This window comes from Pseudomonas sp. NPDC090592, from assembly GCF_044769185.1.
Taxonomy (GTDB): domain Bacteria; phylum Pseudomonadota; class Gammaproteobacteria; order Pseudomonadales; family Pseudomonadaceae; genus Aquipseudomonas.
In genome coordinates this window covers 93244-117576 of record NZ_JBIVXJ010000018.1, presented here as the reverse complement: position 1 = coordinate 117576, position 24333 = coordinate 93244, and the positions used below count along the sequence as shown (strand labels likewise).

The 24333-nt window shown below is 62.1% G+C and carries 17 protein-coding genes; 11 read left to right on the top strand and 6 right to left on the bottom strand.

Going from position 1 to position 24333, the window contains the following annotated elements:
- Window positions 1-388 precede the first annotated feature (388 nt).
- The 3 genes from glnA (at window position 389) to ntrC (ending at window position 4670) form a co-directional block, all read left to right on the top strand.
- A complete protein-coding gene (gene glnA / locus ACIQUI_RS17650) occupies window positions 389-1795 on the top strand; it encodes a type I glutamate--ammonia ligase (protein WP_403200894.1) in 1407 nt (468 codons plus the stop codon).
- Window positions 1796-2151: 356 nt separating this feature from the next.
- Entirely contained in the window at window positions 2152-3237 is a 1086-nt protein-coding gene (gene glnL, locus ACIQUI_RS17645; protein ID WP_403200891.1) for a nitrogen regulation protein NR(II), read from the top strand.
- Complete coding sequence (ntrC, locus tag ACIQUI_RS17640) at window positions 3234-4670, top strand: nitrogen regulation protein NR(I) (RefSeq protein ID WP_110740883.1); 1437 nt, start codon at window positions 3234-3236, stop codon at window positions 4668-4670. The genes glnL and ntrC overlap by 4 nt, the downstream gene beginning before the upstream one ends.
- Window positions 4671-5133: 463 nt before the next feature.
- Here ntrC and ACIQUI_RS17635 read toward each other — a convergent pair whose 3' ends face one another.
- The gene (locus ACIQUI_RS17635; protein ID WP_403200888.1) at window positions 5134-5571 is read right to left on the bottom strand and encodes a hypothetical protein; all 438 of its coding nucleotides are present in this window, start codon (window positions 5569-5571) and stop codon (window positions 5134-5136) included.
- Between ACIQUI_RS17635 and trmL the strand changes: the two genes are divergently transcribed.
- Complete coding sequence (gene trmL / locus ACIQUI_RS17630; RefSeq protein ID WP_403200886.1) at window positions 5570-6031, top strand: tRNA (uridine(34)/cytosine(34)/5-carboxymethylaminomethyluridine(34)-2'-O)-methyltransferase TrmL; 462 nt, start codon at window positions 5570-5572, stop codon at window positions 6029-6031. The two genes, ACIQUI_RS17635 and trmL, sit on opposite strands and share 2 nt — an antisense overlap.
- A gap of 163 nt (window positions 6032-6194) precedes the next feature.
- Here trmL and secB read toward each other — a convergent pair whose 3' ends face one another.
- The 3 genes from secB to ACIQUI_RS17615 are packed head-to-tail and all read right to left on the bottom strand — an operon-like array spanning window position 6195 to window position 7389.
- Entirely contained in the window at window positions 6195-6680 is a 486-nt protein-coding gene (secB, locus tag ACIQUI_RS17625) for a protein-export chaperone SecB (RefSeq protein ID WP_391126407.1), read from the bottom strand.
- A gap of 39 nt (window positions 6681-6719) precedes the next feature.
- Window positions 6720-6974, bottom strand: coding sequence for a glutaredoxin 3 (grxC, locus tag ACIQUI_RS17620; protein ID WP_003249204.1), 255 nt, complete (start codon window positions 6972-6974; stop codon window positions 6720-6722).
- Between the two features lies 1 nt (window position 6975).
- The gene (locus ACIQUI_RS17615) at window positions 6976-7389 is read right to left on the bottom strand and encodes a rhodanese-like domain-containing protein (RefSeq protein WP_403200883.1); all 414 of its coding nucleotides are present in this window, start codon (window positions 7387-7389) and stop codon (window positions 6976-6978) included.
- Between the two features lie 207 nt (window positions 7390-7596).
- Here ACIQUI_RS17615 and gpmI point away from each other — a divergent pair, with 207 nt between their 5' ends.
- From gpmI to ACIQUI_RS17595, 4 genes are all read left to right on the top strand, one after another.
- Entirely contained in the window at window positions 7597-9132 is a 1536-nt protein-coding gene (gene gpmI, locus ACIQUI_RS17610) for a 2,3-bisphosphoglycerate-independent phosphoglycerate mutase (protein WP_403200880.1), read from the top strand.
- A 229-nt stretch (window positions 9133-9361) separates the two neighbouring features.
- Window positions 9362-10669, top strand: coding sequence for a murein hydrolase activator EnvC family protein (locus tag ACIQUI_RS17605; RefSeq protein WP_403200877.1), 1308 nt, complete (start codon window positions 9362-9364; stop codon window positions 10667-10669).
- A gap of 78 nt (window positions 10670-10747) precedes the next feature.
- On the top strand, window positions 10748-12064 hold the full coding sequence (locus ACIQUI_RS17600; RefSeq protein ID WP_403200874.1) for a S41 family peptidase: 1317 nt from the start codon (window positions 10748-10750) through the stop codon (window positions 12062-12064).
- Between the two features lie 8 nt (window positions 12065-12072).
- Window positions 12073-12840 (top strand): divergent polysaccharide deacetylase family protein, encoded by a 768-nt coding sequence (locus ACIQUI_RS17595; protein ID WP_403200871.1) that lies wholly within the window; start codon window positions 12073-12075, stop codon window positions 12838-12840.
- A 25-nt stretch (window positions 12841-12865) separates the two neighbouring features.
- Here ACIQUI_RS17595 and ACIQUI_RS17590 read toward each other — a convergent pair whose 3' ends face one another.
- Together ACIQUI_RS17590 and ACIQUI_RS17585 are read right to left on the bottom strand one after the other, a co-directional pair.
- Window positions 12866-17518, bottom strand: a complete 4653-nt coding sequence (locus ACIQUI_RS17590; protein ID WP_403200868.1) for a hypothetical protein — start codon at window positions 17516-17518, stop codon at window positions 12866-12868.
- 128 nt (window positions 17519-17646) lie between these two features.
- Window positions 17647-19593 carry a BCCT family transporter gene (locus ACIQUI_RS17585; protein ID WP_403200912.1) on the bottom strand — a complete coding sequence of 649 codons (1947 nt, stop codon included), beginning with the start codon at window positions 19591-19593 and terminating at the stop codon, window positions 17647-17649.
- A gap of 533 nt (window positions 19594-20126) precedes the next feature.
- Between ACIQUI_RS17585 and betI the strand changes: the two genes are divergently transcribed.
- The 3 genes from betI (at window position 20127) to betA (ending at window position 24141) form a co-directional block, all read left to right on the top strand.
- Window positions 20127-20783 carry a transcriptional regulator BetI gene (gene betI / locus ACIQUI_RS17580; RefSeq protein ID WP_403200867.1) on the top strand — a complete coding sequence of 219 codons (657 nt, stop codon included), beginning with the start codon at window positions 20127-20129 and terminating at the stop codon, window positions 20781-20783.
- A 39-nt stretch (window positions 20784-20822) separates the two neighbouring features.
- A complete protein-coding gene (betB, locus tag ACIQUI_RS17575; RefSeq protein WP_403200864.1) occupies window positions 20823-22295 on the top strand; it encodes a betaine-aldehyde dehydrogenase in 1473 nt (490 codons plus the stop codon).
- A gap of 154 nt (window positions 22296-22449) precedes the next feature.
- Window positions 22450-24141 (top strand): choline dehydrogenase, encoded by a 1692-nt coding sequence (gene betA, locus ACIQUI_RS17570; RefSeq protein WP_403200861.1) that lies wholly within the window; start codon window positions 22450-22452, stop codon window positions 24139-24141.
- Window positions 24142-24333 lie beyond the last annotated feature (192 nt).

The following is a 24333-nucleotide window of genomic DNA, read 5'->3' as shown; positions in this document are numbered from 1 at the left end:
TACAGAAGGTCGGATTTATATTGCCTGCACTGGCCTCATCGCCGGCAAGCCAGCTCCCACAGGTCATCCACAGGCCTCAAGACTTGCGCCCTACCTGTGGGAGCTGGCTTGCCGGCGATGAGGCCCTCAAAGGAAGCACACCCCTCAAGCCATGCACCACATTAGTGCATCAATGCCAAAATCCGCATCTAAAGAGTGCACTTTTACATCCCAACCCACCGCCAAATGCCCGCAAACGCCCCCTTTTATCCCTGGCTCGCCATTTTCGGGCACTGGCATGCAATTTGCTCCCTTGTGAGGCAGGTAAGCTTGGCCGACTATCCGCGCCCGGCAACACCCTTTTTCCAGGGCAGCGGCCCACCGCGCTCTAGACCATCCGGAGGACAATATGTCGAAGTCGGTTCAACTCATCAAAGATCATGACGTCAAGTGGATTGATCTGCGTTTCACGGACACCAAAGGCGTTCAGCACCACGTGACCATGCCGTCGCGTGATGCGCTGGACGAGGACTTCTTCGAAGTCGGCAAGATGTTCGACGGCTCCTCCATCGCTGGCTGGAAAGGCATCGAAGCTTCCGACATGATCCTGATGCCGGTTGACGACACCGCCGTACTGGACCCGTTCACCGAAGAACCTACCCTGATCATCACCTGCGACATCGTCGACCCGTCGAGCATGCAGGGCTACGATCGCGACCCACGGGCAATCGCCAAGCGCGCCGAAGAGTACCTGAAGAGCACCGGCATCGGTGACACCGTATTCGCCGGCCCAGAGCCAGAATTCTTCATCTTCGACGAAGTGAAGTTCAAGTCGGACATCTCCGGCTCGATGTTCAAGATCTTCTCCGAGCAAGGCTCGTGGATGTCTGACGCTGACGTCGAAGGCGGCAACAAAGGCCACCGTCCAGGCGTGAAAGGCGGCTACTTCCCGGTTCCGCCGTTCGACCACGACCACGAAATCCGTACTGCCATGTGCAACGCACTGGAAGAAATGGGCCAGACCGTCGAAGTGCACCACCACGAAGTGGCGACTGCCGGCCAGAACGAAATCGGCGTCAAGTTCAACACCCTGGTGAAGAAGGCTGACGAAGTGCAGGCCCTGAAGTATGTCGTGCACAACGTTGCCGACGCCTACGGCCGTACCGCCACCTTCATGCCGAAGCCACTGTACGGCGACAACGGCTCGGGCATGCACGTGCACATGTCGATCTGGAAAGACGGCAAGAACACCTTCTCGGGTGAAGGCTATGCCGGCCTGTCCGACACCGCCCTGTACTTCATCGGCGGTATCATCAAGCACGGTAAGGCCCTGAACGGCTTCACCAACCCGTCGACCAACTCGTACAAGCGTCTGGTACCAGGCTTCGAAGCCCCGGTAATGCTGGCCTACTCGGCGCGTAACCGCTCCGCTTCGATCCGTATTCCTTACGTCGGCAGCCCGAAAGCCCGCCGTATCGAAGCACGCTTCCCGGACCCATCGGCCAACCCGTACCTGGCCTTCGCGGCCCTGCTGATGGCTGGCCTGGACGGTATCCAGAACAAGATCCACCCAGGCGATGCTGCCGACAAGAACCTGTACGACCTGCCACCAGAAGAGGCCAAGGACATTCCGCAAGTGTGCGGCAGCCTGAAAGAAGCCCTGGAAGAGCTGGACAAAGGCCGTGCGTTCCTGACCAAGGGCGGCGTGTTCTCCGATGACTTCATCGATGCCTTCATCGAGCTGAAGTCGGAAGAAGAAATCAAGGTCCGCACCTTCGTACACCCGCTGGAATACGAGCTGTACTACAGCTGCTGATCTGACCGGCGCCTGGCGCCGATGAGATGATCAACACGGCCTCCTTCGGGAGGCCGTTTTCGTTTTTGCACCAGGTAAAAACCACCCTCGCCACGCTATGCTCTATCTTGGTGCAGCAAAAAGCACCCTGCCCCTATTTGCTCCCCAATCTGGTTCACATGAAACGTTTCATCCAGAGTTTCTGATCCGAATTTGCGCAGATACAGGCCTTTATCGGCAAATCCCGCTTCTTTTCGGAGCTTTGGTTTGTTTCTTGCATTTCTTGCGGGTAGACAGCTTCGCACCAGCGGGGCCACCGCACCTGGCCCTGGCCAAAGCAGTGCCAGGCAAGCGCCAAAAGAGGTCAACGACGCCTTATGACCATCAGCGATGCGCAGCACCGTCTGCTTCTGGACAACCTGACCACCGCCACGTTGCTGCTCAATGCCGAGCTGCGCCTGGAGTACATGAACCCGGCCGCAGAAATGCTGCTGGCCGTCAGCGGCCAACGCAGCCATGGGCAGTTCATCAGCGAGCTGTTCACCGAGTCGACCGAGGCGCTCAGCTCGTTGCGCCAGGCGGTCGAACAGGCGCACCCGTTCACCAAGCGCGAAGCGCAGCTGACCTCGCTGACCGGGCAGACCATCACCGTCGATTACGCGGTAACCCCTATCCTCAACCAGGGCCAGACCCTGCTGCTGCTAGAGGTGCACCCACGCGACCGGCTGCTGCGCATCACCAAGGAAGAGGCCCAGCTGAGCAAGCAGGAAACCACCAAGATGCTGGTGCGTGGCCTGGCCCACGAAATCAAGAACCCTCTCGGCGGCATCCGCGGCGCAGCGCAGTTGCTGTCACGCGAACTGCCCGAGGACGGCCTGCGCGATTACACCAACGTGATCATCGAAGAGGCCGACCGCCTGCGTAACCTGGTCGACCGCATGCTCGGTTCGAACAAGCTGCCGTCGCTGGCCATGACCAACATCCACGAAGTACTGGAGCGCGTTTGCAGCCTGGTCGAGGCTGAAAGCCAGGGCTGCATCACTTTGGTGCGCGATTACGACCCAAGCCTGCCGGACGTGCTGATCGACCGCGAGCAGATGATCCAGGCCGTACTCAATATCGTGCGCAATGCCATGCAGGCGATCAGTTCGCAGAGCGAACTGCGCCTGGGCCGCATCACCCTGCGCAGCCGCGCCTTGCGCCAGTTCACCATCGGCCACGTGCGCCATCGCCTGGTCGCGCGGGTCGAGATCATCGACAACGGCCCGGGCATTCCGCCGGAACTGCAAGACACCCTCTTCTATCCCATGGTCAGTGGCCGCCCGGACGGTACCGGGCTGGGCCTGGCCATTACCCAGAACATCATCAGCCAGCACCAGGGCCTGATCGAGTGTGAAAGCCACGCAGGCCATACCGCCTTCTCGATCTACCTGCCCCTGGAACAAGGAGCCACCGCCTCATGAGCCGAAGTGAAACCGTATGGATCGTCGACGATGATCGCTCCATCCGCTGGGTCCTGGAAAAAGCCCTGCAACAGGAAGGCATGACCACCCAGAGCTTCGACAGCGCAGACGGTGTAATGGGCCGCCTGGCACGCCAGCAGCCGGACGTGATCATTTCCGACATCCGCATGCCGGGCGCCAGCGGCCTCGACCTGCTGGCGCAGATCCGCGAGCAGCACCCGCGCTTGCCGGTCATCATCATGACCGCCCATTCCGACCTGGACAGCGCCGTGGCGTCTTACCAGGGCGGCGCCTTCGAGTACCTGCCCAAGCCGTTCGATGTGGACGAGGCGGTCTCGCTGGTCAAACGTGCCAACCAGCATGCGCAGGAACAGCAAGGGCTGGATGTGCCGCAGAACCTGGCGCGTACCCCGGAAATCATCGGCGAAGCACCGGCCATGCAGGAGGTGTTCCGCGCCATTGGCCGCCTCAGCCACTCCAACATCACCGTGCTGATCAACGGCGAGTCCGGCACCGGTAAGGAACTGGTGGCCCACGCCCTGCACCGCCACAGCCCGCGGGCGGCGTCGCCGTTCATTGCCTTGAACATGGCAGCCATCCCCAAGGACCTGATGGAGTCCGAACTGTTCGGCCATGAGAAAGGCGCCTTCACCGGTGCTGCCAACCTGCGCCGGGGCCGCTTCGAACAGGCCGACGGCGGCACCTTGTTCCTCGACGAGATCGGCGACATGCCCGCCGACACCCAGACTCGCCTGCTGCGTGTGCTGGCTGATGGCGAGTTCTACCGGGTTGGCGGCCATGTGCCAGTCAAGGTCGACGTGCGCATCATTGCCGCGACCCACCAGAACCTGGAATCGCTGGTGCAGGCCGGCAAGTTCCGCGAAGACTTGTTTCACCGCCTGAACGTGATTCGTATTCATATTCCACGGTTGGCAGACCGCCGCGAGGACATCCCTGCCCTTGCCCGCCACTTCCTCGCCCGTGCCGCCCAGGAACTGGCGGTAGAGCCGAAGATCCTCAAGCCGGAAACCGAAGAGTTCATACGCAACCTGCCGTGGCCAGGCAACGTGCGGCAGATGGAGAACACCTGCCGCTGGATCACGGTGATGGCCTCCAGCCGTGAAGTGCTGATCGGCGACCTGCCGCCCGAACTGCTGAACCTGCCACAAGATGCCGCGCCGGTGACCAACTGGGAGCAGGCCCTGCGCCAGTGGGCCGACCAGGCGTTGGCCCGTGGGCAGTCCAACCTGCTGGACAGTGCGGTGCCGAGCTTTGAACGGATCATGATCGAGACGGCCCTCAAGCACACCGCCGGGCGGCGTCGGGATGCCGCGTTGTTGCTGGGTTGGGGGCGCAATACCCTGACGCGCAAGATCAAGGAACTGGGGATGAATGTGGCTGGGGGGGATGACGAGGAAGGTGATGAGCACTAATCCTCAGTAATCCTGCAAGATCTTTGGGGCTGCTTTGCAGCCCATCGCGACGCAAGGCCGCTCCCACATGATCACCTCTGCCCTCGGGCTGATGCGGTCCCTGTGGGAGCGGCCTTGTGTCGCGATGGGCCGCAAAGCGGCCCCAGCCATTTCAGCTCCGATGCACCGATCCTGTGCCCCATGCACCTCGCGAAGGCACAAATCCCCTCAAAACCCGGCCAAATCCCCCTCAAAGCCCAGTATTTGCAGGTTGTGCAAAACTGGCACGCCCCCTGCAATAGCTAATACATACCCAGTTTCGGGGGCCCTGGTACAGGCAGGCCGGGTGAACCCCTCTTTTATTTGCAGCACCGCCCGTTTCGGGGACCTCGGTACAGGCAGGCCGGGCCATCCCCTCTTTACACGCAGTACGCCGTAGCCCTTTTGGGGACCCTGGTACAGGCAGGCCGGGATATCCCCTCTTTTATTCGTGCAGCTTCACCTGCACCCGCCAACGCCCAGCGTCCTCTGCACCGGCCCACTCGCCGTGCAGGGGGCGCGCGGCCACCACCGTCAGCAACAAGCCTTCCTTGCTGTGCTGCACCCGCCAGCTCACCGGCTTGCCTTGCAGGCTCAGTTGCCCTTGCTGAGCCTTGCCTTCGGCCTGGAACAGCAACGCCACCGTACCTTCGACATTCTCGCCATGCAGCTTGGGCTCTTCGTTGAACCACAGTTCCAGGCCGTTCTCTACCACCTGCACCTGCTGCAACTCACGCTCGTCGGGCGCAGTCAGACGGCCGATCATCAGCCCCACCATCACCCCGACTATCGCCAGCGACAGCATCATCCGCGGCATCGCCTTCGATCGCACGTCCGGTTCAGGGGTAGAATGCCCGTCATCTTCACGCTTGGAGCCGTGCATGTTTCACGTCATCCTTTTTCAACCAGAAATTCCGCCGAATACCGGCAACATCATTCGCCTGTGCGCCAACAGCGGCTGCCACCTGCACCTGATCGAACCCATCAGCTTCGAACTGGATGACAAGCGCCTGCGCCGCGCGGGGCTGGACTACCACGAGTATGCCACGCTCAAGCGCCACGAGAGCCTGGCCGGATGCCTGGAAAGCCTGGGTAACCCAAGGCTGTTCGCCTTCACCACCAAAGGCTCGCACCCGTTCCATGAAGTGGCCTACCAGCCGGGCGATGCCTTCTTGTTCGGACCGGAGAGCCGCGGGTTGCCAGCCGAGGTGCTGGACAGCCTGCCGCCCGAGCAACGCCTGCGCCTGCCAATGCGGCCGGGGTGCCGTAGCCTGAACCTGTCGAATACCGTGGCGGTGACCGTGTACGAGGCGTGGCGGCAGAATGGGTTTGCCGGGAGTTGATGGGGCGCCTGTGCTGGCCCTTTCGCGGGCTCGCCCGCTCCCACAGGGACCATACAAGGCTTGAGTAAAGCGCAACACCTGTGGGAGCGGGCATGCCCGCGAAAGGGCCCTAACAGCCAACAAAAAAGCGCCCCGAGAGGCGCTTTCCTGGTACCGGCAGCGATTACTGCACGGTCGGCGCTTCGCCCGCTTCCTGCATGCGCTGCATTTCTTGCGCGTACAGGGCATCGAAGTTGACCGGCGACAGCATCAGTGCCGGGAACGAACCGCGGGTCACCAGGCTGTCCAGGGTCTCACGGGCATACGGGAACAGGATGTTCGGGCAGAACGCGCCCAGGGTGTGGCTCATCGAAGGGGCATCGAGGTTGGCGATCAGGAAGATACCCGCCTGCTGCACTTCAGCGATGAAGGCCACTTCGTCACCGTTTTTGACAGTAACCGACAGGGTCAGTACCACTTCGTGGAAGTCGCCTTCCAGAGCTTTCTGCTTGGTGTTCAGGTCCAGCGCAACGCTCGGCTCCCAGCTCTGGCGGAAGATCTGCGGGCTTTTCGGGGCCTCGAAAGACAGGTCGCGCACGTAGATGCGCTGCAGGGAAAACTGTGGGCTGTTGTCTTCTGCAGCAGCGCCGTTGGTCTGTTGGTCAGTCATGGCAGATCCTTATCCTAATGTTTTTGAATGCAGTGCAAATCAGGCCGCCAGCAACGCGTCGAGCTTGCCGGCGCGCTCCAGGGCATAGAGGTCATCGCATCCACCGACATGGGTGCTGCCGATCCAGATCTGCGGCACCGACGTACGGCCGGCCTTCTGGCTCATCTCGGCACGAACCTGCGGCTTGCCGTCGACCTTGATTTCCTCGAAGGCCACGCCCTTGCTCTCAAGCAGGTACTTGGCGCGCATGCAGTAGGGGCAGTAGTCGCTGGAATAGACGATGACGGGCTTCATATCACTTCACCAGGGGCAGGTTATCGGCTTTCCAGCTGGAAACGCCACCGCTCAGTTTGGCGGCGTTGTAACCAGCCTTGAGCAGCTCGCGGCAGTGGGTGCCGGACTGCTGGCCCATCGCATCGACGATGATCAGGGTCTTCTCTTTGTGCTTTTCCAGCTCGCCCATGCGAGTGGCCAGCTTGTCCTGCGGGATGTTCACCGCACCGACGATGTGACCGGCGGAGTATTCCTTGGCCGGGCGAATGTCGACTACCAGCGCCTTGTCGGCATTGACCAGGGCGGTCAGTTGGCCATTGCTCAGGCTCTGGCCGCCACGGCGGATTTCATTGATCAGCAGCAGGACCAGCAGAATGAGGAAGATCGCAACCAGGATGTAGTGATCTGTCGCGAATTGAATCAGGTGAGCAACCATCAGCGGTGTTCCAGGCGATTGAAAATGCCGGCCAGTATACACAGCCCCTTGGTGCCACCAAAGCCCGGTGGGCCGGCCACAAAGCCAGCTTCATGTTGCCATCACCGGCGCGCCGGTCGGGGGAATGGGACGATTATTCGCCGCAGGTGGCGTATTTGCCCTAAAATGCGTTTCTTTATCATCTTTGAACAACCGTGAGTTTGATTGATGACGAGTACGCCCAAACCCCTGGTCCTGATCATCCTGGATGGCTTCGGCCACAGCGAAGTCCCCGAACACAACGCCATCTTTGCCGCCAATACACCGGTCTATGACCGCCTGCGCGCCACCCAGCCGCATGGCCTCATTTCCGGTTCAGGCATGGATGTCGGCCTGCCGGACGGGCAGATGGGCAACTCCGAAGTCGGTCACATGAACCTGGGCGCGGGCCGCGTCGTCTACCAGGACTTTACCCGGGTGACCAAGGCCATCCGCGACGGCGAGTTCTTCCAGAACCCGGTGCTCACCGGCGCAGTCGACAAGGCAGCCAGTGCCGGCAAGGCCGTGCACATCCTTGGCCTGCTGTCCGATGGCGGCGTACACAGCCACCAGGACCACATCGTTGCCATGGCCGAACTGGCCGCGCAGCGTGGAGCCGAAAAAATCTACCTGCACGCCTTCCTCGATGGCCGCGACACCCCGCCACGTAGCGCGCAGTCGTCGATCGAACTGCTCGACGCCACCTTCGCCAGGCTGGGCAAGGGCCGCATCGCCAGCCTGATCGGCCGCTACTACGCCATGGACCGCGACAACCGCTGGGACCGTGTAAGCGCTGCCTACAACCTGATCGTCGACAGCGCTGCCGAATACACCGCGGATAGCGCCCAGGCCGGCCTGGAAGCTGCCTACGCCCGCGACGAGAGCGACGAGTTCGTCAAGGCCACGCGCATCGGTGAGGCCGTCAAGGTCGAAGACGGCGACGCCGTGATTTTCATGAACTTCCGCGCCGACCGTGCCCGCGAGCTGTCACGTGTGTTCGTGGAAGCCGACTTCAACGAGTTCCCGCGCGCGCGCCTGCCGAAACTGGCGGCCTATATCGGCCTGACCCAGTACTCGGCGAAGATCGCGGCACCGGCGGCCTTTGCGCCATCGAGCCTGAACAACGTGCTGGGTGAGTACCTGGCGAAAAACGGCAAGACCCAGCTGCGCATTGCCGAAACCGAGAAGTACGCCCACGTTACCTTCTTCTTCTCCGGCGGCCGCGAAGAGCCGTTCGAAGGCGAAGAGCGCATCCTGATCCCGTCGCCGAAGGTCGCCACCTATGACCTGCAGCCGGAAATGAACGCGCCGGAAGTGACCGACCGCATTGTCGAGGCCATCGAGCAGCAGCGCTTTGATGTGATCGTGGTCAACTACGCCAACGGCGACATGGTCGGCCACACAGGCGTGTTCGAGGCTGCGGTGAAGGCGGTTGAAGCGCTGGATACCTGCGTCGGCCGCATCGTCGATGCGCTGGCCAAAGTGGACGGCGAAGCGTTGATCACTGCCGACCACGGCAACGTCGAGCAGATGGAAGACGAATGCACCGGCCAGGCGCACACCGCGCATACCACCGAGCCGGTACCGTTCATCTATGTGGGCAAGCGCAATGTGAAAGTGCGTGATGGCGGCGTGCTGGCCGATGTTGCGCCGACCATGTTGAAGCTGCTGGGGCTGGAAAAGCCTGCGGAAATGACGGGTACTTCGATTCTGGTTGACGCCTGATCAGTGTATTGGGGCCGCTTTGCGGCCCTTCGCGGGCATGCCCGCTCCCACAGGGTCGGCGACACACGCTGCTTTTGTGGGAGCGGGCGTGCCCGCGAAGGGCTGCAAAGCAGCCCCAATAACACATGAATTCCAGACAAACGCCCCCCTGCACCCGCAGCGAGGCGTTTTTTTTGCCCGCCCGGGCGGGCATACTAGGCCAGTCTCCATCCTTGGTACGCCAAACCCCATGCTTCGCGCCCTGATCCTACTCGCCCTGTCTTGCCTGCTCAGCCCGGCCTTCGCCGATGAGCGTGCACAGACCCAGCAGCAACTGGACGCCACCCGCCAGGACATTGCCGAGCTCAAGAAAACGCTGGGCAAGCTCCAGGAAGAAAAGGCCGGTGTGCAAAAGGACCTCAAAACCACCGAGACCGACATCGGCAACCTCGAAAAGCAGGTGGAGGCGCTGCAGCAAGAACTAAAAAAGACCGAGGGCGATCTGGAGCGCCTTGATACCGAGAAAAAAAAACTCCAGAGCGCCCGCGTTGAACAGCAGCGGTTGATCGCCATCCAGGCCCGTTCGGCCTACCAGAACAATGGCCGCGAGGAATACCTCAAGCTGCTGCTCAACCAGCAGAACCCCGAGAAATTCGCCCGTACCCTCACCTACTACGACTACATCAGCAAGGCGCGCCTGGAGCAACTGCGCACCTTCAACGAAACCCTGCGCCAACTGGCCAACGTCGAGCAGGAAATGGCCACCCAACAGCAACAGCTGCTGGCCCAGCGCGCCGACCTCGACAGCCGTCGCCAGGCCCTTGAGGCCGAGCGTGGCAAGCGCCAGCAGGTACTGGCCAGGCTCAATGGCGACATGAAGGACCGCGACCAGAAGCTGCAGGCCCGCGAGCAGGACCAGGCCGACCTGTCCAAAGTACTCAAGACCATCGAGGAAACCCTGGCCCGGCAAGCCCGCGAAGCCGAAGAAGCGCGCAAGAAAGCCTTGCTGGCCCAGCAGGAAGCGGAAAAACGCCGCCAGCAGCAGGCCCTGGCCGCCGCCGCTGCCCGCGAAGAGGCCAAGGAGCCGGTGGAGCCACCGAAGAAGGCCCGCACCACCCTCGGCCCGATGGTTTCCACCGACGGCGCGAGCTACGGCGGCGCATTTTCTTCCGCACGGGGAAAACTTCCGTGGCCCGTGAATGGTCGATTGCTGGCACGCTTCGGCGATGCGCGCGGCAGCGATGCCCGGGCCAAGTGGGACGGCGTGATGATCAGCGCCAACCCAGGCACCCAGGTACGCGCCGTACACGGTGGGCGTGTGGTGTTTGCCGACTGGTTACGCGGTGCCGGGCTTCTGGTCATTCTCGATCATGGCAATGGTTACCTGAGCCTTTACGGCCACAACCAGAGCCTGCTCAAGAGTGCCGGTGATATCGTCAAGGCCGGTGAAGCCATTTCCACCGTAGGCGACAGCGGTGGCCAGGACGCGGCAGGCTTGTACTTCGCCATCCGCCAGCAGGGCCGGCCGACCGACCCTGCGCAGTGGTGCCGGGGCTAGTCAAATTTCTACGGCGTAGCCTGAATGCTGCGCCGATGCTCCCCAGGGAGCGCCTACAGGATCAGGAGTTCGTTCGACATGCTGCACTCGCCTCGTCTCACCCAGCTGGCCCTGTCCATCGCCCTGGCGGTCGGCGCGCCCCTGGCCACCGCCGCCGAGCCGGCCAAGGCCGCCGCAGTGCCCGCCACCGAGGTGACCGCCAAGGCGCCGCTGCCGCTGGAAGAGCTGCGCACCTTTGCCGAGGTCATGGACCGCATCAAGGCGGCCTATGTGGAGCCGGTGGATGACAAGACCCTGCTGGAAAACGCCATCAAGGGCATGCTCAGCAACCTTGACCCGCACTCGGCCTACCTCGGCCCCGAAGACTTCCAGGAGCTGCAGGAAAGCACCAGCGGCGAGTTCGGCGGGCTGGGCATCGAAGTGGGCCAGGAAGACGGCTTCATCAAGGTGGTTTCGCCCATCGACGACACCCCGGCCTCGCGTGCAGGCGTGCAGGCTGGCGACCTGATCGTCAAGATCAACGGCGCACCGACCCGCGGCCAGACCATGACCGAAGCCGTCGACAAGATGCGCGGCAAAATTGGCGAGAAAATCACCCTGACCCTGGTGCGCGACGGCGGCAACCCGTTTGACGTGACCCTGGCCCGCGCGGTTATCCAGGTCAAGAGCGTGAAGAGCCAGTTGCTGGAGAACGACTACGGCTACATCCGCATCACCCAGTTCCAGGTCAAGACCGGCGACGAGGTGGGCAAGGCCCTGGCCAAGCTGCGCAAGGACAACGGCAAGAAGCTGCGCGGCGTGGTGCTGGACCTGCGCAACAACCCGGGCGGCGTGCTGCAATCGGCCGTGGAAGTGGCCGACCACTTCCTGACCAAAGGCCTGATCGTCTACACCAAGGGCCGCATCGCCAACTCCGAGCTGCGCTTCTCGGCCGACCCGGCCGACGCCAGCGAAGGCGTACCACTGGTGGTGCTGATCAATGGCGGCAGCGCCTCGGCCTCGGAAATTGTCGCCGGCGCCCTGCAGGACCAGAAGCGCGCCGTGCTGATGGGTACCGACAGTTTTGGCAAAGGCTCGGTGCAGACCGTACTGCCGCTGGCCAACGACCGGGCACTGAAGCTGACCACTGCATTGTACTTCACCCCCAACGGCCGCTCGATCCAGGCCCAGGGCATTGTCCCCGACATCGAAGTGCGCCCAGCCAAGCTCACCGCCGAAGTCGACACCGACAACTTCAAGGAAGCCGACCTGCAAGGTCACCTCGGCAACGGCAACGGCGGCGCCGACCGCCCGACCGGCAGCAGCAAGCGCAAGGAGCGCCCGCAGGATGACGACTTCCAGCTGAGCCAGGCCCTGAGCCTGCTCAAGGGCCTGAACATCACCTCGGGCAAGTGATGCAACCCATGCGTTATCTGCTGTGCCTGCTGTTCTGCCTGTTGGCCGGGGTCGCGCAAGCGGCGCCGGCCGGCAAAGCCTACATGAGCATCATCATCGACGACCTGGGCCAGAGCCCCGAGCGTGACAGCCGTACCCTGGCCCTGCCAGGCCCGGTGACCATGGCGATCATGCCCGACACCCCGCACGCCACCGACTTTGCCCGCCAGGCACACAAGGCTGGCAAAACGGTGATCCTGCACATGCCCATGGACCCGGCCACCGGGCCCTATGCCTGGCACCCCGGCATCCCCATCGAGGAACTGGCCAGGCGCCTGGACGCCGCCTTGCTCAAGGTGCCCTACGCCGCTGGCATCAACAACCACATGGGCAGCCGCATGACCGCCCAGCGCGAGCCAATGACCTGGCTGATGGGCGAGCTGCAGCGCCGTCATCTGTTCTTCGTCGACAGCCGCACCAGTGCCGCCACGGTTGCGGCTGCTGAAGCACAGGCACAAGCTTTGGCGCATGTATCACGGGATGTGTTCCTCGACGATGTGCGCACCGCCGAGGCGATCAACGGGCAACTGCAGCAAGGTATTGCCCTGGCCCGCAAGCAGGGCTCGGCTGTGCTGATCGGCCACCCTTACCCACAAACGCTTGAAGTACTGGAACGCGAGTTGCCACGCCTGAAAAGCCAGGGTATCACCTTGGTCAAACTGCAACAGATGATCGCCGAGCGAAGCAACCAGGCCATGCCCGCGCATGGCAAGCATGGCCGTTACAGCAACCGCTGAGCGGGCTGCACACTCGCAGACCCGCTCAATGGAACGGAATGATTCCCCTGGCTTGCTCCAGCGTCAGCTTGCCACGGTGCAGGCGTTGACCGGCAACAGCAGCAAGGCGGCTACTCATGCGGCGTTGGCTCCAGGTCTTCAAGTGACCGGCATTGAAATCCTGGGCAAAGGCGTCAGGCGAGCGGAAATGAAAATGTGCCGCCCAGAGATTGCGCCGGCTCGGCAGGCGTAGAACCCGGTATTCGTCAAAAGCACTGCCGTCCTGCATGGTTCGCCGTTCGCCGTATTCCACCGTGATCAAACCCTCTGCGTGCAGAAAGCGCAGGGCTTCGGCGGTGGGATAGCGGGTGTCGGTGTAGAGGGTGGTCAATTGAAGCTTTTTCTCTGCACGCAATGCGTCTGCCTCCCGCTCCAGGGCCCGCAGCAGCGAATCGTTGCCTCCGCCAGTGCGTACGGTATTCGCCGCCTGGTCCAGTTTTCCCAGCTGCTGGTCGAACAACTGGGCGAGCAAGGCACCCTTGATATCGTTCTCGACGTACGACCGGGCCTTTATCCGCAGCCCATTGCCTTCGTCCAGTAGTGACTGTACCCACATGGGCAGATCGCCCGAGGGGGGCTCGGCTGGCAACGCGGGCCGTTTTTCCTCTCGCTCATGCCATTGGCCCTGCACCTCTTCGAAGGTGGCCAGGACCTCACCGCTGAACGCCTCACGCACCTCAAGCAGGCGCTGGCCCTGCGCTTCGGTTTCCGTTCCGATCAGCAGCTGCCCCTGAGCATTGCGCACCAACCGTTGCGGCACGCTGGACACCGTGTAGGGTGAACGCCTTGCCGGCGCGTGGCCTTCATCCTGCTCGCGAACCGCCTCGACCAAGCGGTTTCCCGCGTCCAGCTTGAGCTTGCCGACGTGTTCGCGGTAGCGGTCGATCATTGCCGGCTCAATCAGTCTGCCGCCTTCTTTGCGGATCCGATCGCTGTTGAGCAGCGCGGCAGTGTATTCATCCCAGGCCTCCTGCAAAACGACAATCCTGTCCTGTGCCGGCAGGTTGGCGAAGTCCAGTTGCCCGTGGGTATCGGCTGCATTGCGCAGGTTCAGGCCTACCAGCTCCTCTCTGTAGCCGGCAAGCGTATTTGCCCCGGTGCCGCTGTCCAGGTGCAACGCAAGGTCAGCTAGATTCAACACCTGGTGAGTACGCAACTGAACCGTATTGAAGCTACGCAAGGCAATCAATTGCGCAACGGTCCGTGCAGGCTCCCCTGGTGCACCGGCAATCTCGAAGTCTTCTGCTGTTTCAGCTAACAATTCATCAAGATGCTCGTAGCGCGCAAGTATGCGCTCCTGAAGCCCGACAACGGCCTCCAGCTTGATGCGAAACCGCTGATACAACTCAGGGACGCGAGCGATTGGCTGACCATCCATCGCCCTTTGCATTTCGGCAAGTTGTGGGTAATCGGTAAGGTTCCATAGTTCATTGATGATGAAGTCGTTATTACGGATGAGGCTCTCGCGAGTATTCAGCTCGTGTTGCGGAATAATGTCATCCCAATTGCCCGTCTGGCGCTCGCTGGCATACTTTGGCTCCTTGAGAGCCGCCAGCAACGGCAGTATTGCCTTTTCGGCCCCGACACCGGCCTCTAACTGTTGTAGCGACTCATCCCGCTGCCTGGAACCCTCCAACTCCCACTCGGCTATGCGTTTATCGTATTGCTGGAGCAGATCCTGCAACTTGGCCGCGTCAACGCCATCCGGCAGCGCGTTTAGATCTTCGGCTGTTTTGGCCCTGAGGTCTTTGAGGTTTTTCAGCCTTTTTCGCGACTCCAGCGAGCTTTGGGCCATGCTGCCAAACTGCGCCCTTGAATGGTCAACCTGTTGGTCTAGCTGGTTGATCTTTACATGTAACTCATGGAACCGGGTTGCAAGCCGAGCCCGGGCCGCGCTTTGCTTCATGCCACCAGCAAGGCGAAGCGAGGTGTCCACTCGCCACACGCCATCGGCAAGGCTCAGCCACGGGCCGGGGGCGCCGCTGGAATCAACTACCCGAACGCCAACCGGCAATAGCTCAACGCGATAGGTGTCACCCGCCAGACCTGCGTAATAGTTGCCATCGACAAGGTACAAGCCCGTCGCCGCCCCACTCCCCAGCGCTCTCTGGCCATTGAGGGACACATTTGAACGCATGGCCTGCAGTGCTTGCCGTTGCCTGGGCGGTAGCCAGTTGAAGCCATTCTGGCCGCGCCAGGAAAAATCAAGCCAGCGCCCGAGCGGCACTTCGCCCGCAACTACCGCTTGCTCGACAGGGGTGACCGCCATTTCGGCATAGGCCCCGCGCTGCGCTCCAGGCCATTCGAACACCGCTGCATCGGGAAATTCATGAAGCGGCACTGCTTGCGGGGGTTGGCCTGCATGCAGCAACGCCATGCCCATGTTCAACATCAGGTCGACAACAGCAGCCGAACGGCCAAATTCGTCACCTTGCTCAAGCGCCTGCAGGTCGTTGTTCAGGGACCCAAGCAACTGAACGAGCCAGGCCACAGAAGCCACAGGCCCACGAATCAGCAACGTCACCACATCGAACAACAGCCAGGCACCTTCGCACAACGTCTGCCAGCGGTTTTCGCTGTTGGATACCGACTGTTCTTGCGCAAGTTCCAAGAGCAAGTCGCGATTCGCGCCATAGAGCCTTTCGTCAAGGTCGTTGCGCCAGAACCCGATAGCCAACGCGGCAGGCTCAGGCGTTGCAGGGGGCGTATAGAAGTCGATACCGATAACAGCGATGTGGGGCTCCAGGAGCCCACCGTTCTGATAGATCGGGCGAGCCGCCGGAGCCATCCAGTCAACGATGCTGTCCTGCAACAAGGTCGACGCGCGGGCATGCTCCAGCAGGGCCGCAAGGCTTGCATACTCACGCAGGGTGTCCTGCCGGAACAAAGGGCGATACAGCAACACCAGCGACGGCTCGGCGCAATACAGGATGTACATGCCACGCACGGTATCGGTTTTCTGCGACGTCGGGCTGCGCTTGAAAGCCAAAGGGAACAACATCATCCGCGGCGTTTGCGGGTCTACATGCCCGGCACAGAAGTCGACCACGCATTGCAGCCCTGCCTCGGAAACCTTGCGCTCGAGCCTGGCGGTGACCGCGCTGGCAAGCATTGCGCTGCGCCACTCCCTTCCCAGCCGGGTGACTCGCTCTGCGCGCTTGCCAGGGTCATCCAGTTGCGTGGCAACGTAGGCCGGGTAATGGCCGCCGATATCCACCTTGGCTACCAGGCCTTTGGCCGCATCGATAGTCAGCCACTGTGGCACAGGGCTGCCGTCGCGGCAGCGCAGCCGCTTGATGATGGCCCCCTTGAGGGAGGCAAGGTTGCCGATGGCAAATTCGCTGAGGGTCTTGCTGCCGACGTACACCAGCGGCTCGCCGCCCCCGGTGCCGGTGGCTGCACCGCCTGGCATACCTTGCGCCAGGTACAGGTCCAGCAGCAGGTCGTCTGGTGAACAGACATCGTCATGGTCAATGCGAATCTGCTGCGCCAGCCGCTGGCGGGTGAAGTCATGCAAGGACTGAACACCCTCCAGCGCGGCGATACCGTCAGCCTCAAGTTGGTAAGTAGCAATCTGCAGCAGCGCGGCGCTCCAGGCAAAGCTGTCCTGGGCGCTACTGGCACGCAAACCCAATGGCAGTTTTACCGCTGGGGTATCGTTCTCGTAACTGACGAACCATGGCGAAAGGTCGCTCAACTGGGCGAAACGCTGCTCAAGTTCGCTGATGCTGCCAAGTGCGCCGCAACCTGCCCGGTCAACCCTGCTGAACAAGGTCTCAAGCAACAGGGCAACCTGCTGGGCAAATACGTTGCCTTCTACAGGGTATCGCTGCCAGCTCATCTGCTCGAAGGTGTAACGTTGCGCCAGCTCGTCACGCAAGGCCTCACCGAATGCAGCCAGCGAAGAAAAGCTGCGCACCACGCCAGACGGCGCGCACCACAACACAACCTGGCGCTCATCCCGTTCACCGAGCACCAGCAGGTGGCACAGCAGTTCATCATGCTGCAGCGAGGCACTGGTCAGTTGCGCCTTGATGAGGAACACCGATGGCTGGTCGGCCCCACCCCGGACAAGGCCGCGAATGCAAGCCTGTTCCTGCTGATCCAGGTGCTGCAGGGGCAAGCCGCGCAGCAGGGCCGTTTTCAGCAACAGTTGCAACCAGCGGTCCCGGCTCACACCCGCGCTATCCTCTGCCGCCCAGTACTTGAGCTGGGCCTCGGCAAAGCACTGCGGCAAGCGCTCGACCAGTTCATTCAGCGCGTCTGACAGCCCCTCCAGTTGCCGGGTATCCAGCTCACTGTGTGAGCCTGCAAAGCGGTATGACGCTGTCAATGCGAGGTTGTAGTGCCGCCCGTCGGCCAAGGGTTCGATACTCAGCAGCTTCGGCTCCAGCAACGCATACAGTACCCGGTCGAGGAAGGGCTTCGTGCCCCAGTAAGCCGTGTCAGGGTCCGGGCTATCCAGCATCAACGGCTCGGCGGTTGTCAGGGACGGTGTCACATCAGCCAGCCACGGCAACTCGGCCAGCATCAGTTTCAACAGTTCTTCGCTGGCGACCTGGCGCAGGGTTGGCCGGCCTGCGAATTGCCTGGCAACAGTTTGCCTGAAGTCGAATGTGCGGTTCTGCGTACTGCTCATAGCGTGTGTGCCTCCATGAAAACCCGGGAGGCTGCAACACACGGGGTCGATGCCCGCGCTACATATTGCTTGAGCAAAAAAAAGGCCCTGCTCAGTTTGAGCAGGGCCTTCTGTTCAGCGCATCAGCTTCAGCTGTACACACGCCCCAGCAACTGGCGGTGGCTTTCGAACTGGTCCAGCACATCACGCACGATCTGCTCAGGCGTAAAGCCCATCAGGTCGTACTCCTGGCTGCCATCGTGCAGGTACACCTCGGCACGGTAGAAGCGCTGGCGCACTTCCGGTTCGCCTTCCACCGGTGCTTCGCTCGGTGCGGCCATGTAACCGTCCAGGCTCACTTCGTATACGAACGGGTTACCCTCGTCCATCATCACCCGCAGGCCCATCATGTTGCGCGACTGGCCAACCCGGGTTTCCACCTCGAAGCCCAGTGTCTGCAGCTGCGCAGCGGCTTCTTTCAGGGCCGGAGTGACCTGTTTGTCCATGAAGCGCTGCACCACGGCCTGGGTTGGCTGCAGTTCCAGCTGGGTCAGGCGCTCGCTGAAGCCGCGACGGCCACGGGCAGCCAGCTCGGCACGTTCCTGCTCCACTGCCACGTCCTGCTTCATGGCCTTGTACAGGCCGAACATGAACAGCACCAGCACCACCGAGAACGGCAGGCCGGCCAGCACCACCATGGTCTGCATGGCTTCGAAGTTACCGGCAAACAGCAGGCCAATGGTGACCAGGGTAATGACCACCGACCAGAACACCACCATCCAGTGCGGGGCGTCTTCGTCGACCTTGCCGCCCTTGCACGACAGGTTGGCCATCATCACCGCGCCGGAGTCGGCCGGGGTGAGGAACAGCACAAAGCCCACGAACACCGCCACACCGATCACGATCTTCGCCGCCGGGAAGTATTCCAGCAGTTGGTAGATCGACATCGACGGTTGCTCCAGCGCGGTCTTGCCCAGCTCCACGGCGCCCTGGTTGATCACCAGGTCCAGCGCGGTGTTGCCGAAGATCGACAGCCAGGCCAGGGTAAAGCCCAGCGGGATCAGCAGTACGCCCATGACCAGTTGGCGCACGGTGCGGCCCTTGGAGATACGGGCAATGAACATGCCGACGAACGGGCCCCAGGAAATCCACCAGGCCCAGTAGAACACGGTCCACAGGCCCAGCCAGCGCTCGGACTTGCCGGCCTCGCCTTCATACACATACAGGTCGAAGGTTTTCAGCACGATGCCGTTCAGGTAGTCGCCGACGTTCTGCACGAAGCCGTTCAGCAGGTGCAGGGTTTCGCCGCCCAACAGCACGAAGATCAACAGGCCGCTGAACAGCATGATGTTCAGGTTGGACAGGCGGCGAATGCCGTTTTCCACACCGGAAACCGCCGCCACCGTCGCCACGCCGGCCATGACCAGGATCACCACCAGCAGGTTGGTCTTGCTGTGGTCCATGCCGAACAGGTATTCCAGGCCGGACGACACCTGCATCGAGCCGATCCCCAGGTTGGTCACCAGGCCCAACAGGGTGACGAACATGCCGAAGATGTCCACGGCATTGCCCGCGGCACCCTTGACCCAGCGCTCACCCACCAGCGGGTACAGCGCCGAGCGCAGTGCCAGCGGCTGGTTGTGGCGGTAGGCGAAGTACCCCACGGCCAGGCCGACCAGGGCATAGATCGCCCAGCCGTGCAGACCCCAGTGCAGGAAGGTCAGCTGCAGGCCCTGGCGCGCCGCTTCGAGGCTGGCCGGGGTGCCTTCCGGTGGGTTGAAGTAGTGGTCCAGTGGCTCGGACGCACCGAAGTACAGCAGCGAAATACCGATACCGGAGGAGAACAGCATGCCGGCCCAGGCGCCGTAGCTGAAGTCCGGCTGGTCGTCCTTGCCGCCCAGCTTGAGGCTGCCGTAGTCGGAGAAGGCCAGGTAGACGACGAACACCAGGTAGCCGCAGATGACCAGCATGTAGTACCAGCCAAAGGTGCGCGTCAGCCATTTCTGGGCCACGCCCAGCACCTGGCCGGCAGTTTCGGGTACAGCGATCAGCAAGGCAGTCAGAACAAGGATCATCAGCGCGGAGGTGAAGAACACCACGCGGTTGACCCGGACCCTCTCGGCGGGGGGCTTGGTAAGTGAGGCAGAACTCATTGCACGAATGCTCCGGGCAGTACGGCTGTGGAGGCTAATCAGTCTTTCCCGAGCAATTGGTGGAATATCCCCACTGCGTCAGGTGTTATAAAAGCACCCTGGAAACCGTGATCCCGAATCGATACGTTGCAAAAAAACAGACAGGTGGCCTGCTGAAAATGCCACGCCTCAGCTGAGGTGCGCGCATTCGTCACAGATCACCCCGCCCGCTCCAAGGGCCTGTCGCAGGGCCAGTGACCGTACGGCAGAATCTGCATTTCGCATCGCTCATGCCCGTCAACGCCTTGTATTCCGGGGGTTACGCGATTTCCTGGGGTGTCAATCCGTGCCTTCTCGACCGCCTGAAAAACTGTCAATGGCACAAATTGTCGCAGAGCTTATTCTTTATTGATTGAACGTTCAATCAAAACAAAATAGACTGGCCTTCGCCGAGTCAGCCGCCCGTCGTCTGCTCGCAGGCCTGAGGAGATAGCAAGATGCCCAAGGTCGGTATGCAACCCATCCGCCGCCAGCAGTTGATCGAAGCCACGTTGCAGGCGGTCGATCAGGTCGGTCTGGGGGACGCCAGCATTGCGCTGATTGCCCGTTTGGCCGGTGTGTCGAACGGCATCATCAGTCACTACTTTCGGGACAAGAACGGCCTGATCGCAGCGACGATGGGTTACATCATGAACATGCTCAACGAAGGCGTTCGAGCACGTCGCCAGGCCCTGACGGAGGACAGCCCGCGCGCTCACCTTAAAGTGATCATCGAGGGCAACTTCGATGCCAGCCAGGTGAACGGCCCGGCAATGAAAACCTGGTTGGCCTTCTGGGCTTCCAGCATGCACCAGCCCGATTTGCACAGGTTGCAGCGGATCAACGACCACCGCTTGTATTCCAACCTGTGCTGCCAGTTCCGCCGCGCCCTGCCGCTCTACCATGCGCGCAAGGCAGCCCGCGGCCTGGCGGCCCTGATCGACGGCTTGTGGCTGCGTGGTGCCCTGTCGGGTGATGCATTCGACACCGACCAGGCGATACGGATTGCTTACGAATACATGGATCTACAACTGGCTAAACAGCACACCCTGAGTACCAACGACCAGGCTGCTGACCAAGCGCGCACGGCCCTTGCCAACCCGGCAGGAGCGTGACGCGCAAGCCAAACCACACACTGCACTTGCGAGGACACTATGGCCCGTTTCGGAACGCAAAAACTCTACATTGATGGCGCTTACGTCGACGCTGGCAGCGATGCCACCTTCGAAGCCATCAACCCGGCCACCGGCGAAGTCCTCGCCCACGTACAGCGTGCTACCGAGGCCGACGTCGAGAAGGCTGTGGAAAGCGCCGAGCGCGGCCAGAAAGTCTGGGCAGCAATGACTGCCATGCAGCGCTCGCGCATCCTGCGCCGCGCCGTCGACATCCTGCGTGAGCGCAACGACGAGCTGGCCATGCTGGAAACCCTGGACACCGGCAAGTCGTACTCCGAAACCCGCTACGTCGACATCGTCACCGGCGCCGACGTGCTGGAGTACTACGCAGGCCTGGTACCGGCCATCGAAGGCGAGCAGATCCCGCTGCGTGAATCGTCCTTCGTCTACACCCGCCGCGAGCCGCTGGGCGTGACCGTGGGTATCGGTGCCTGGAACTACCCGATCCAGATCGCCCTGTGGAAATCCGCCCCTGCCCTGGCCGCTGGCAACGCGATGATTTTCAAGCCGTCGGAAGTCACTTCGCTGACCACCCTGAAACTGGCCGAGATCTACACCGAAGCCGGCCTGCCGAACGGTGTGTTCAACGTCCTGACCGGCAGCGGCCGCGAAGTCGGCACCTGGCTGACCGAGCACCCACGCATTGAAAAGGTGTCCTTCACCGGCGGCACCACCACCGGCAAGAAGGTCATGGCCAGCGCCTCCAGCTCGTCGCTCAAGGAAGTGACCATGGAACTGGGCGGCAAGTCGCCACTGATCATCTGCGCCGACGCCGACCTGGACAAGGCCGCCGACATCGCCATGATGGCCAACTTCTACAGCTCGGGCCAGGTGTGCACCAACGGCACCCGCGTGTTCATCCCGGCTGAAATGAAGGCGGCATTCGAAGCCAAGATCGCCGAGCGCGTTGCCCGCATTCGCGTTGGCAACCCGGAAGACGAAAACACGAACTTCGGCCCGCTGGTCAGCTTCCCGCACATGGAAAACGTGCTGGGCTACATCGCCAAGGGCAAGGAAGAAGGTGCCCGCGTGCTGTGCGGCGGCGAGCGTCTGACTGCCGGTGAATTCGCCAAGGGCGCCTTCGTGGCCCCAACCGTGTTCACCGATTGCACCGACGACATGACCATCGTCAAGGAAGAAATCTTCGGCCCGGTGATGAGCATCCTCAGCTACGAAACCGAAGAAGAAGTGATCCGTCGTGCCAACGACACCGAGTACGGCCTGGCCGCCGGTGTGTGCACCAACGACATCACCCGCGCCCACCGCATCATCCACAAGCTGGAAGCCGGTATCTGCTGGATCAACGCCTGGGGCGAATCGCCAGCCGAAATGCCGGTTGGTGGCTACAAGCAGTCGGGCGTGGGCCGTGAGAACGGCGTGAGCTCGCTGGCTCAATACACCCGCATCAAGTCGGTCCAGGTCGAGCTGGGCGGCTACTCGTCGGTCTTCTGACCGACAGCTGCAAGTCGCTAGCTTCAAGCTGCAAGAAAGAGCCGGTCGGCGTATGCCACCGGCCCTTGCAAGCCTCATCCATTCGCGAGCTTCGCACGACTGCTTCTTCTTGCAGCTTGTAGCTTGAAGCTTGCCGCTCATATGGGAGAAACCCATGGAATACGATTACATCATCGTCGGTGCCGGTTCGGCCGGTAACACCCTGGCCACCCGCCTGACCGAAGACGCCGGCGTTACCGTACTGCTGCTGGAAGCCGGTGGCCCCGACTACCGCTTCGACTTCCGCACCCAGATGCCAGCCGCCCTGGCGTTCCCGCTGCAAGGCCGCCGCTACAACTGGGCCTACGAGACCGACCCGGAGCCGCACATGGACGGCCGCCGCATGGAGTGTGGCCGCGGCAAGGGCCTGGGTGGCTCGTCGCTGATCAACGGCATGTGCTACATCCGCGGCAACGCCATGGACTTCGACGGCTGGGCAGAACAGCCAGGCCTGGAAGACTGGACTTACCTCGACTGCCTGCCGTACTTCCGTAAAGCCGAAACCCGCGACATCGGCCCGAACGACTACCACGGTGGCGAAGGCCCGGTCAGCGTTGCCACGCCAAAAGCCGGCAACAACCCGCTGTTCCACGCCATGGTCGAAGCCGGCGTGCAAGCCGGTTACCCGCGCACCGAAGACCTCAACGGCTACCAGCAAGAGGGCTTTGGCCCGATGGACCGTTCGGTAACCAAGAACGGCCGCCGCTCCAGCACCGCCCGTGGTTACCTGGACCAGGCCAAGAAGCGCCCGAACCTGACCATCGTCACCCACGCCCTGAGCGACCGCGTGCTGTTCGACGGCAAGCGCGCAATTGGCGTGACCTACCTGGTCGGCGACAGCGAAGAGCGTGTTGAAGCCCGTGCCCGCAAGGAAGTCATCGTCAGCTCTGGCGCCATCGCTTCGCCGCAACTGCTGCAACGCTCCGGCGTCGGCCCGCGCGCCCTGCTGGAAAGCCTCGACATCCCGGTCGTGCACGACCTGCCGGGGGTTGGCGAAAACCTGCAGGACCACCTGGAGCTGTACCTGCAGTACGCCTGCACCCAGCCGGTGTCGCTGTACCCATCGCTGCTGTGGTGGAACCAGCCGGCCATCGGTGCCGAGTGGATGTTCAACGGCACCGGCATCGGCGCCAGCAACCAGTTCGAGGCTGGCGGTTTCATCCGTACCCGCCCTGAGTTCAAGTGGCCGAACATTCAGTACCACTTCCTGCCGGTCGCCATTAACTACAATGGCTCCAATGGCGTGAAAGAGCACGGCTTCCAGGCGCACATGGGCTCCATGCGTTCGCCTGCCCGTGGCCGCATCCAGGCCAAGTCGAAGAACCCGCGCCAGCACCCGAGCATCCTGTTCAACTACATGTCCACCGAGCAGGACTGGCAGGAATTCCGTGACGGCATCCGCCTGACCCGCGAAATCATGGCCCAGCCGGCGCTGGACCCGTACCGTGGCCGCGAAATCAGCCCGGGCGCCGACGTGCAAACCGACGAGCAGCTGGACAAGTTCATTCGCGAGCACGCCGAAACCGCCTTCCACCCGTCCTGCTCGTGCAAGATGGGCACCGACGACATGGCAGTGGTTGACGGCGAAGGCCGTGTGCATGGCATGAAAGGCCTGCGTGTGGTCGACGCGTCGATCATGCCGCTGATCATCACCGGCAACCTCAACGCCACCACGATCATGATCGCCGAGAAAATCTCGGACAAGATCCGTGGCCGCAAGCCGCTGGCACGCAGCACTGCCAAGTACTACGTGGCAGGGGATGCGCCGGTGAAAGGCAAGCCGATGCGTGAAGTGAAGCAGGCGTAAGCCCGCACTGGCCCTTTCGCGGGCTTGCCCGCTCCCACAGGTGTTGCATCGCCAGCAGGCCTTGCAAGATCCCTGTGGGAGCGGGCGAGCCCGCGAAGAGGCCCGCCCAGGCAACACAACAAAAGGCACCCACCGCGGTGCCTTTTGCACATCTGCAGAAACGCTTTACATGCTGGCAATTCATCAGGTTAG

Excerpts from the sequence above, each read along its gene's own strand:
- glnA (WP_403200894.1), top strand. The coding sequence starts at position 389 with ATGTCGAAGTCGGTTCAACTCATCAAAGATCATGACGTCAAGTGGATT.
- glnL (WP_403200891.1), top strand. The coding sequence starts at position 2,152 with ATGACCATCAGCGATGCGCAGCACCGTCTGCTTCTGGACAACCTGACC.
- ntrC (WP_110740883.1), top strand. The coding sequence starts at position 3,234 with ATGAGCCGAAGTGAAACCGTATGGATCGTCGACGATGATCGCTCCATC.
- trmL (WP_403200886.1), top strand. The coding sequence starts at position 5,570 with ATGTTTCACGTCATCCTTTTTCAACCAGAAATTCCGCCGAATACCGGC.
- ACIQUI_RS17635 (WP_403200888.1), bottom strand. The coding sequence starts at position 5,571 with ATGCACGGCTCCAAGCGTGAAGATGACGGGCATTCTACCCCTGAACCG.
- secB (WP_391126407.1), bottom strand. The coding sequence starts at position 6,680 with ATGACTGACCAACAGACCAACGGCGCTGCTGCAGAAGACAACAGCCCA.
- grxC (WP_003249204.1), bottom strand. The coding sequence starts at position 6,974 with ATGAAGCCCGTCATCGTCTATTCCAGCGACTACTGCCCCTACTGCATG.
- ACIQUI_RS17615 (WP_403200883.1), bottom strand. The coding sequence starts at position 7,389 with ATGGTTGCTCACCTGATTCAATTCGCGACAGATCACTACATCCTGGTT.
- gpmI (WP_403200880.1), top strand. The coding sequence starts at position 7,597 with ATGACGAGTACGCCCAAACCCCTGGTCCTGATCATCCTGGATGGCTTC.
- ACIQUI_RS17605 (WP_403200877.1), top strand. The coding sequence starts at position 9,362 with ATGCTTCGCGCCCTGATCCTACTCGCCCTGTCTTGCCTGCTCAGCCCG.
- ACIQUI_RS17600 (WP_403200874.1), top strand. The coding sequence starts at position 10,748 with ATGCTGCACTCGCCTCGTCTCACCCAGCTGGCCCTGTCCATCGCCCTG.
- ACIQUI_RS17595 (WP_403200871.1), top strand. The coding sequence starts at position 12,073 with ATGCGTTATCTGCTGTGCCTGCTGTTCTGCCTGTTGGCCGGGGTCGCG.
- ACIQUI_RS17590 (WP_403200868.1), bottom strand. The coding sequence starts at position 17,518 with ATGAGCAGTACGCAGAACCGCACATTCGACTTCAGGCAAACTGTTGCC.
- betI (WP_403200867.1), top strand. The coding sequence starts at position 20,127 with ATGCCCAAGGTCGGTATGCAACCCATCCGCCGCCAGCAGTTGATCGAA.
- betB (WP_403200864.1), top strand. The coding sequence starts at position 20,823 with ATGGCCCGTTTCGGAACGCAAAAACTCTACATTGATGGCGCTTACGTC.
- betA (WP_403200861.1), top strand. The coding sequence starts at position 22,450 with ATGGAATACGATTACATCATCGTCGGTGCCGGTTCGGCCGGTAACACC.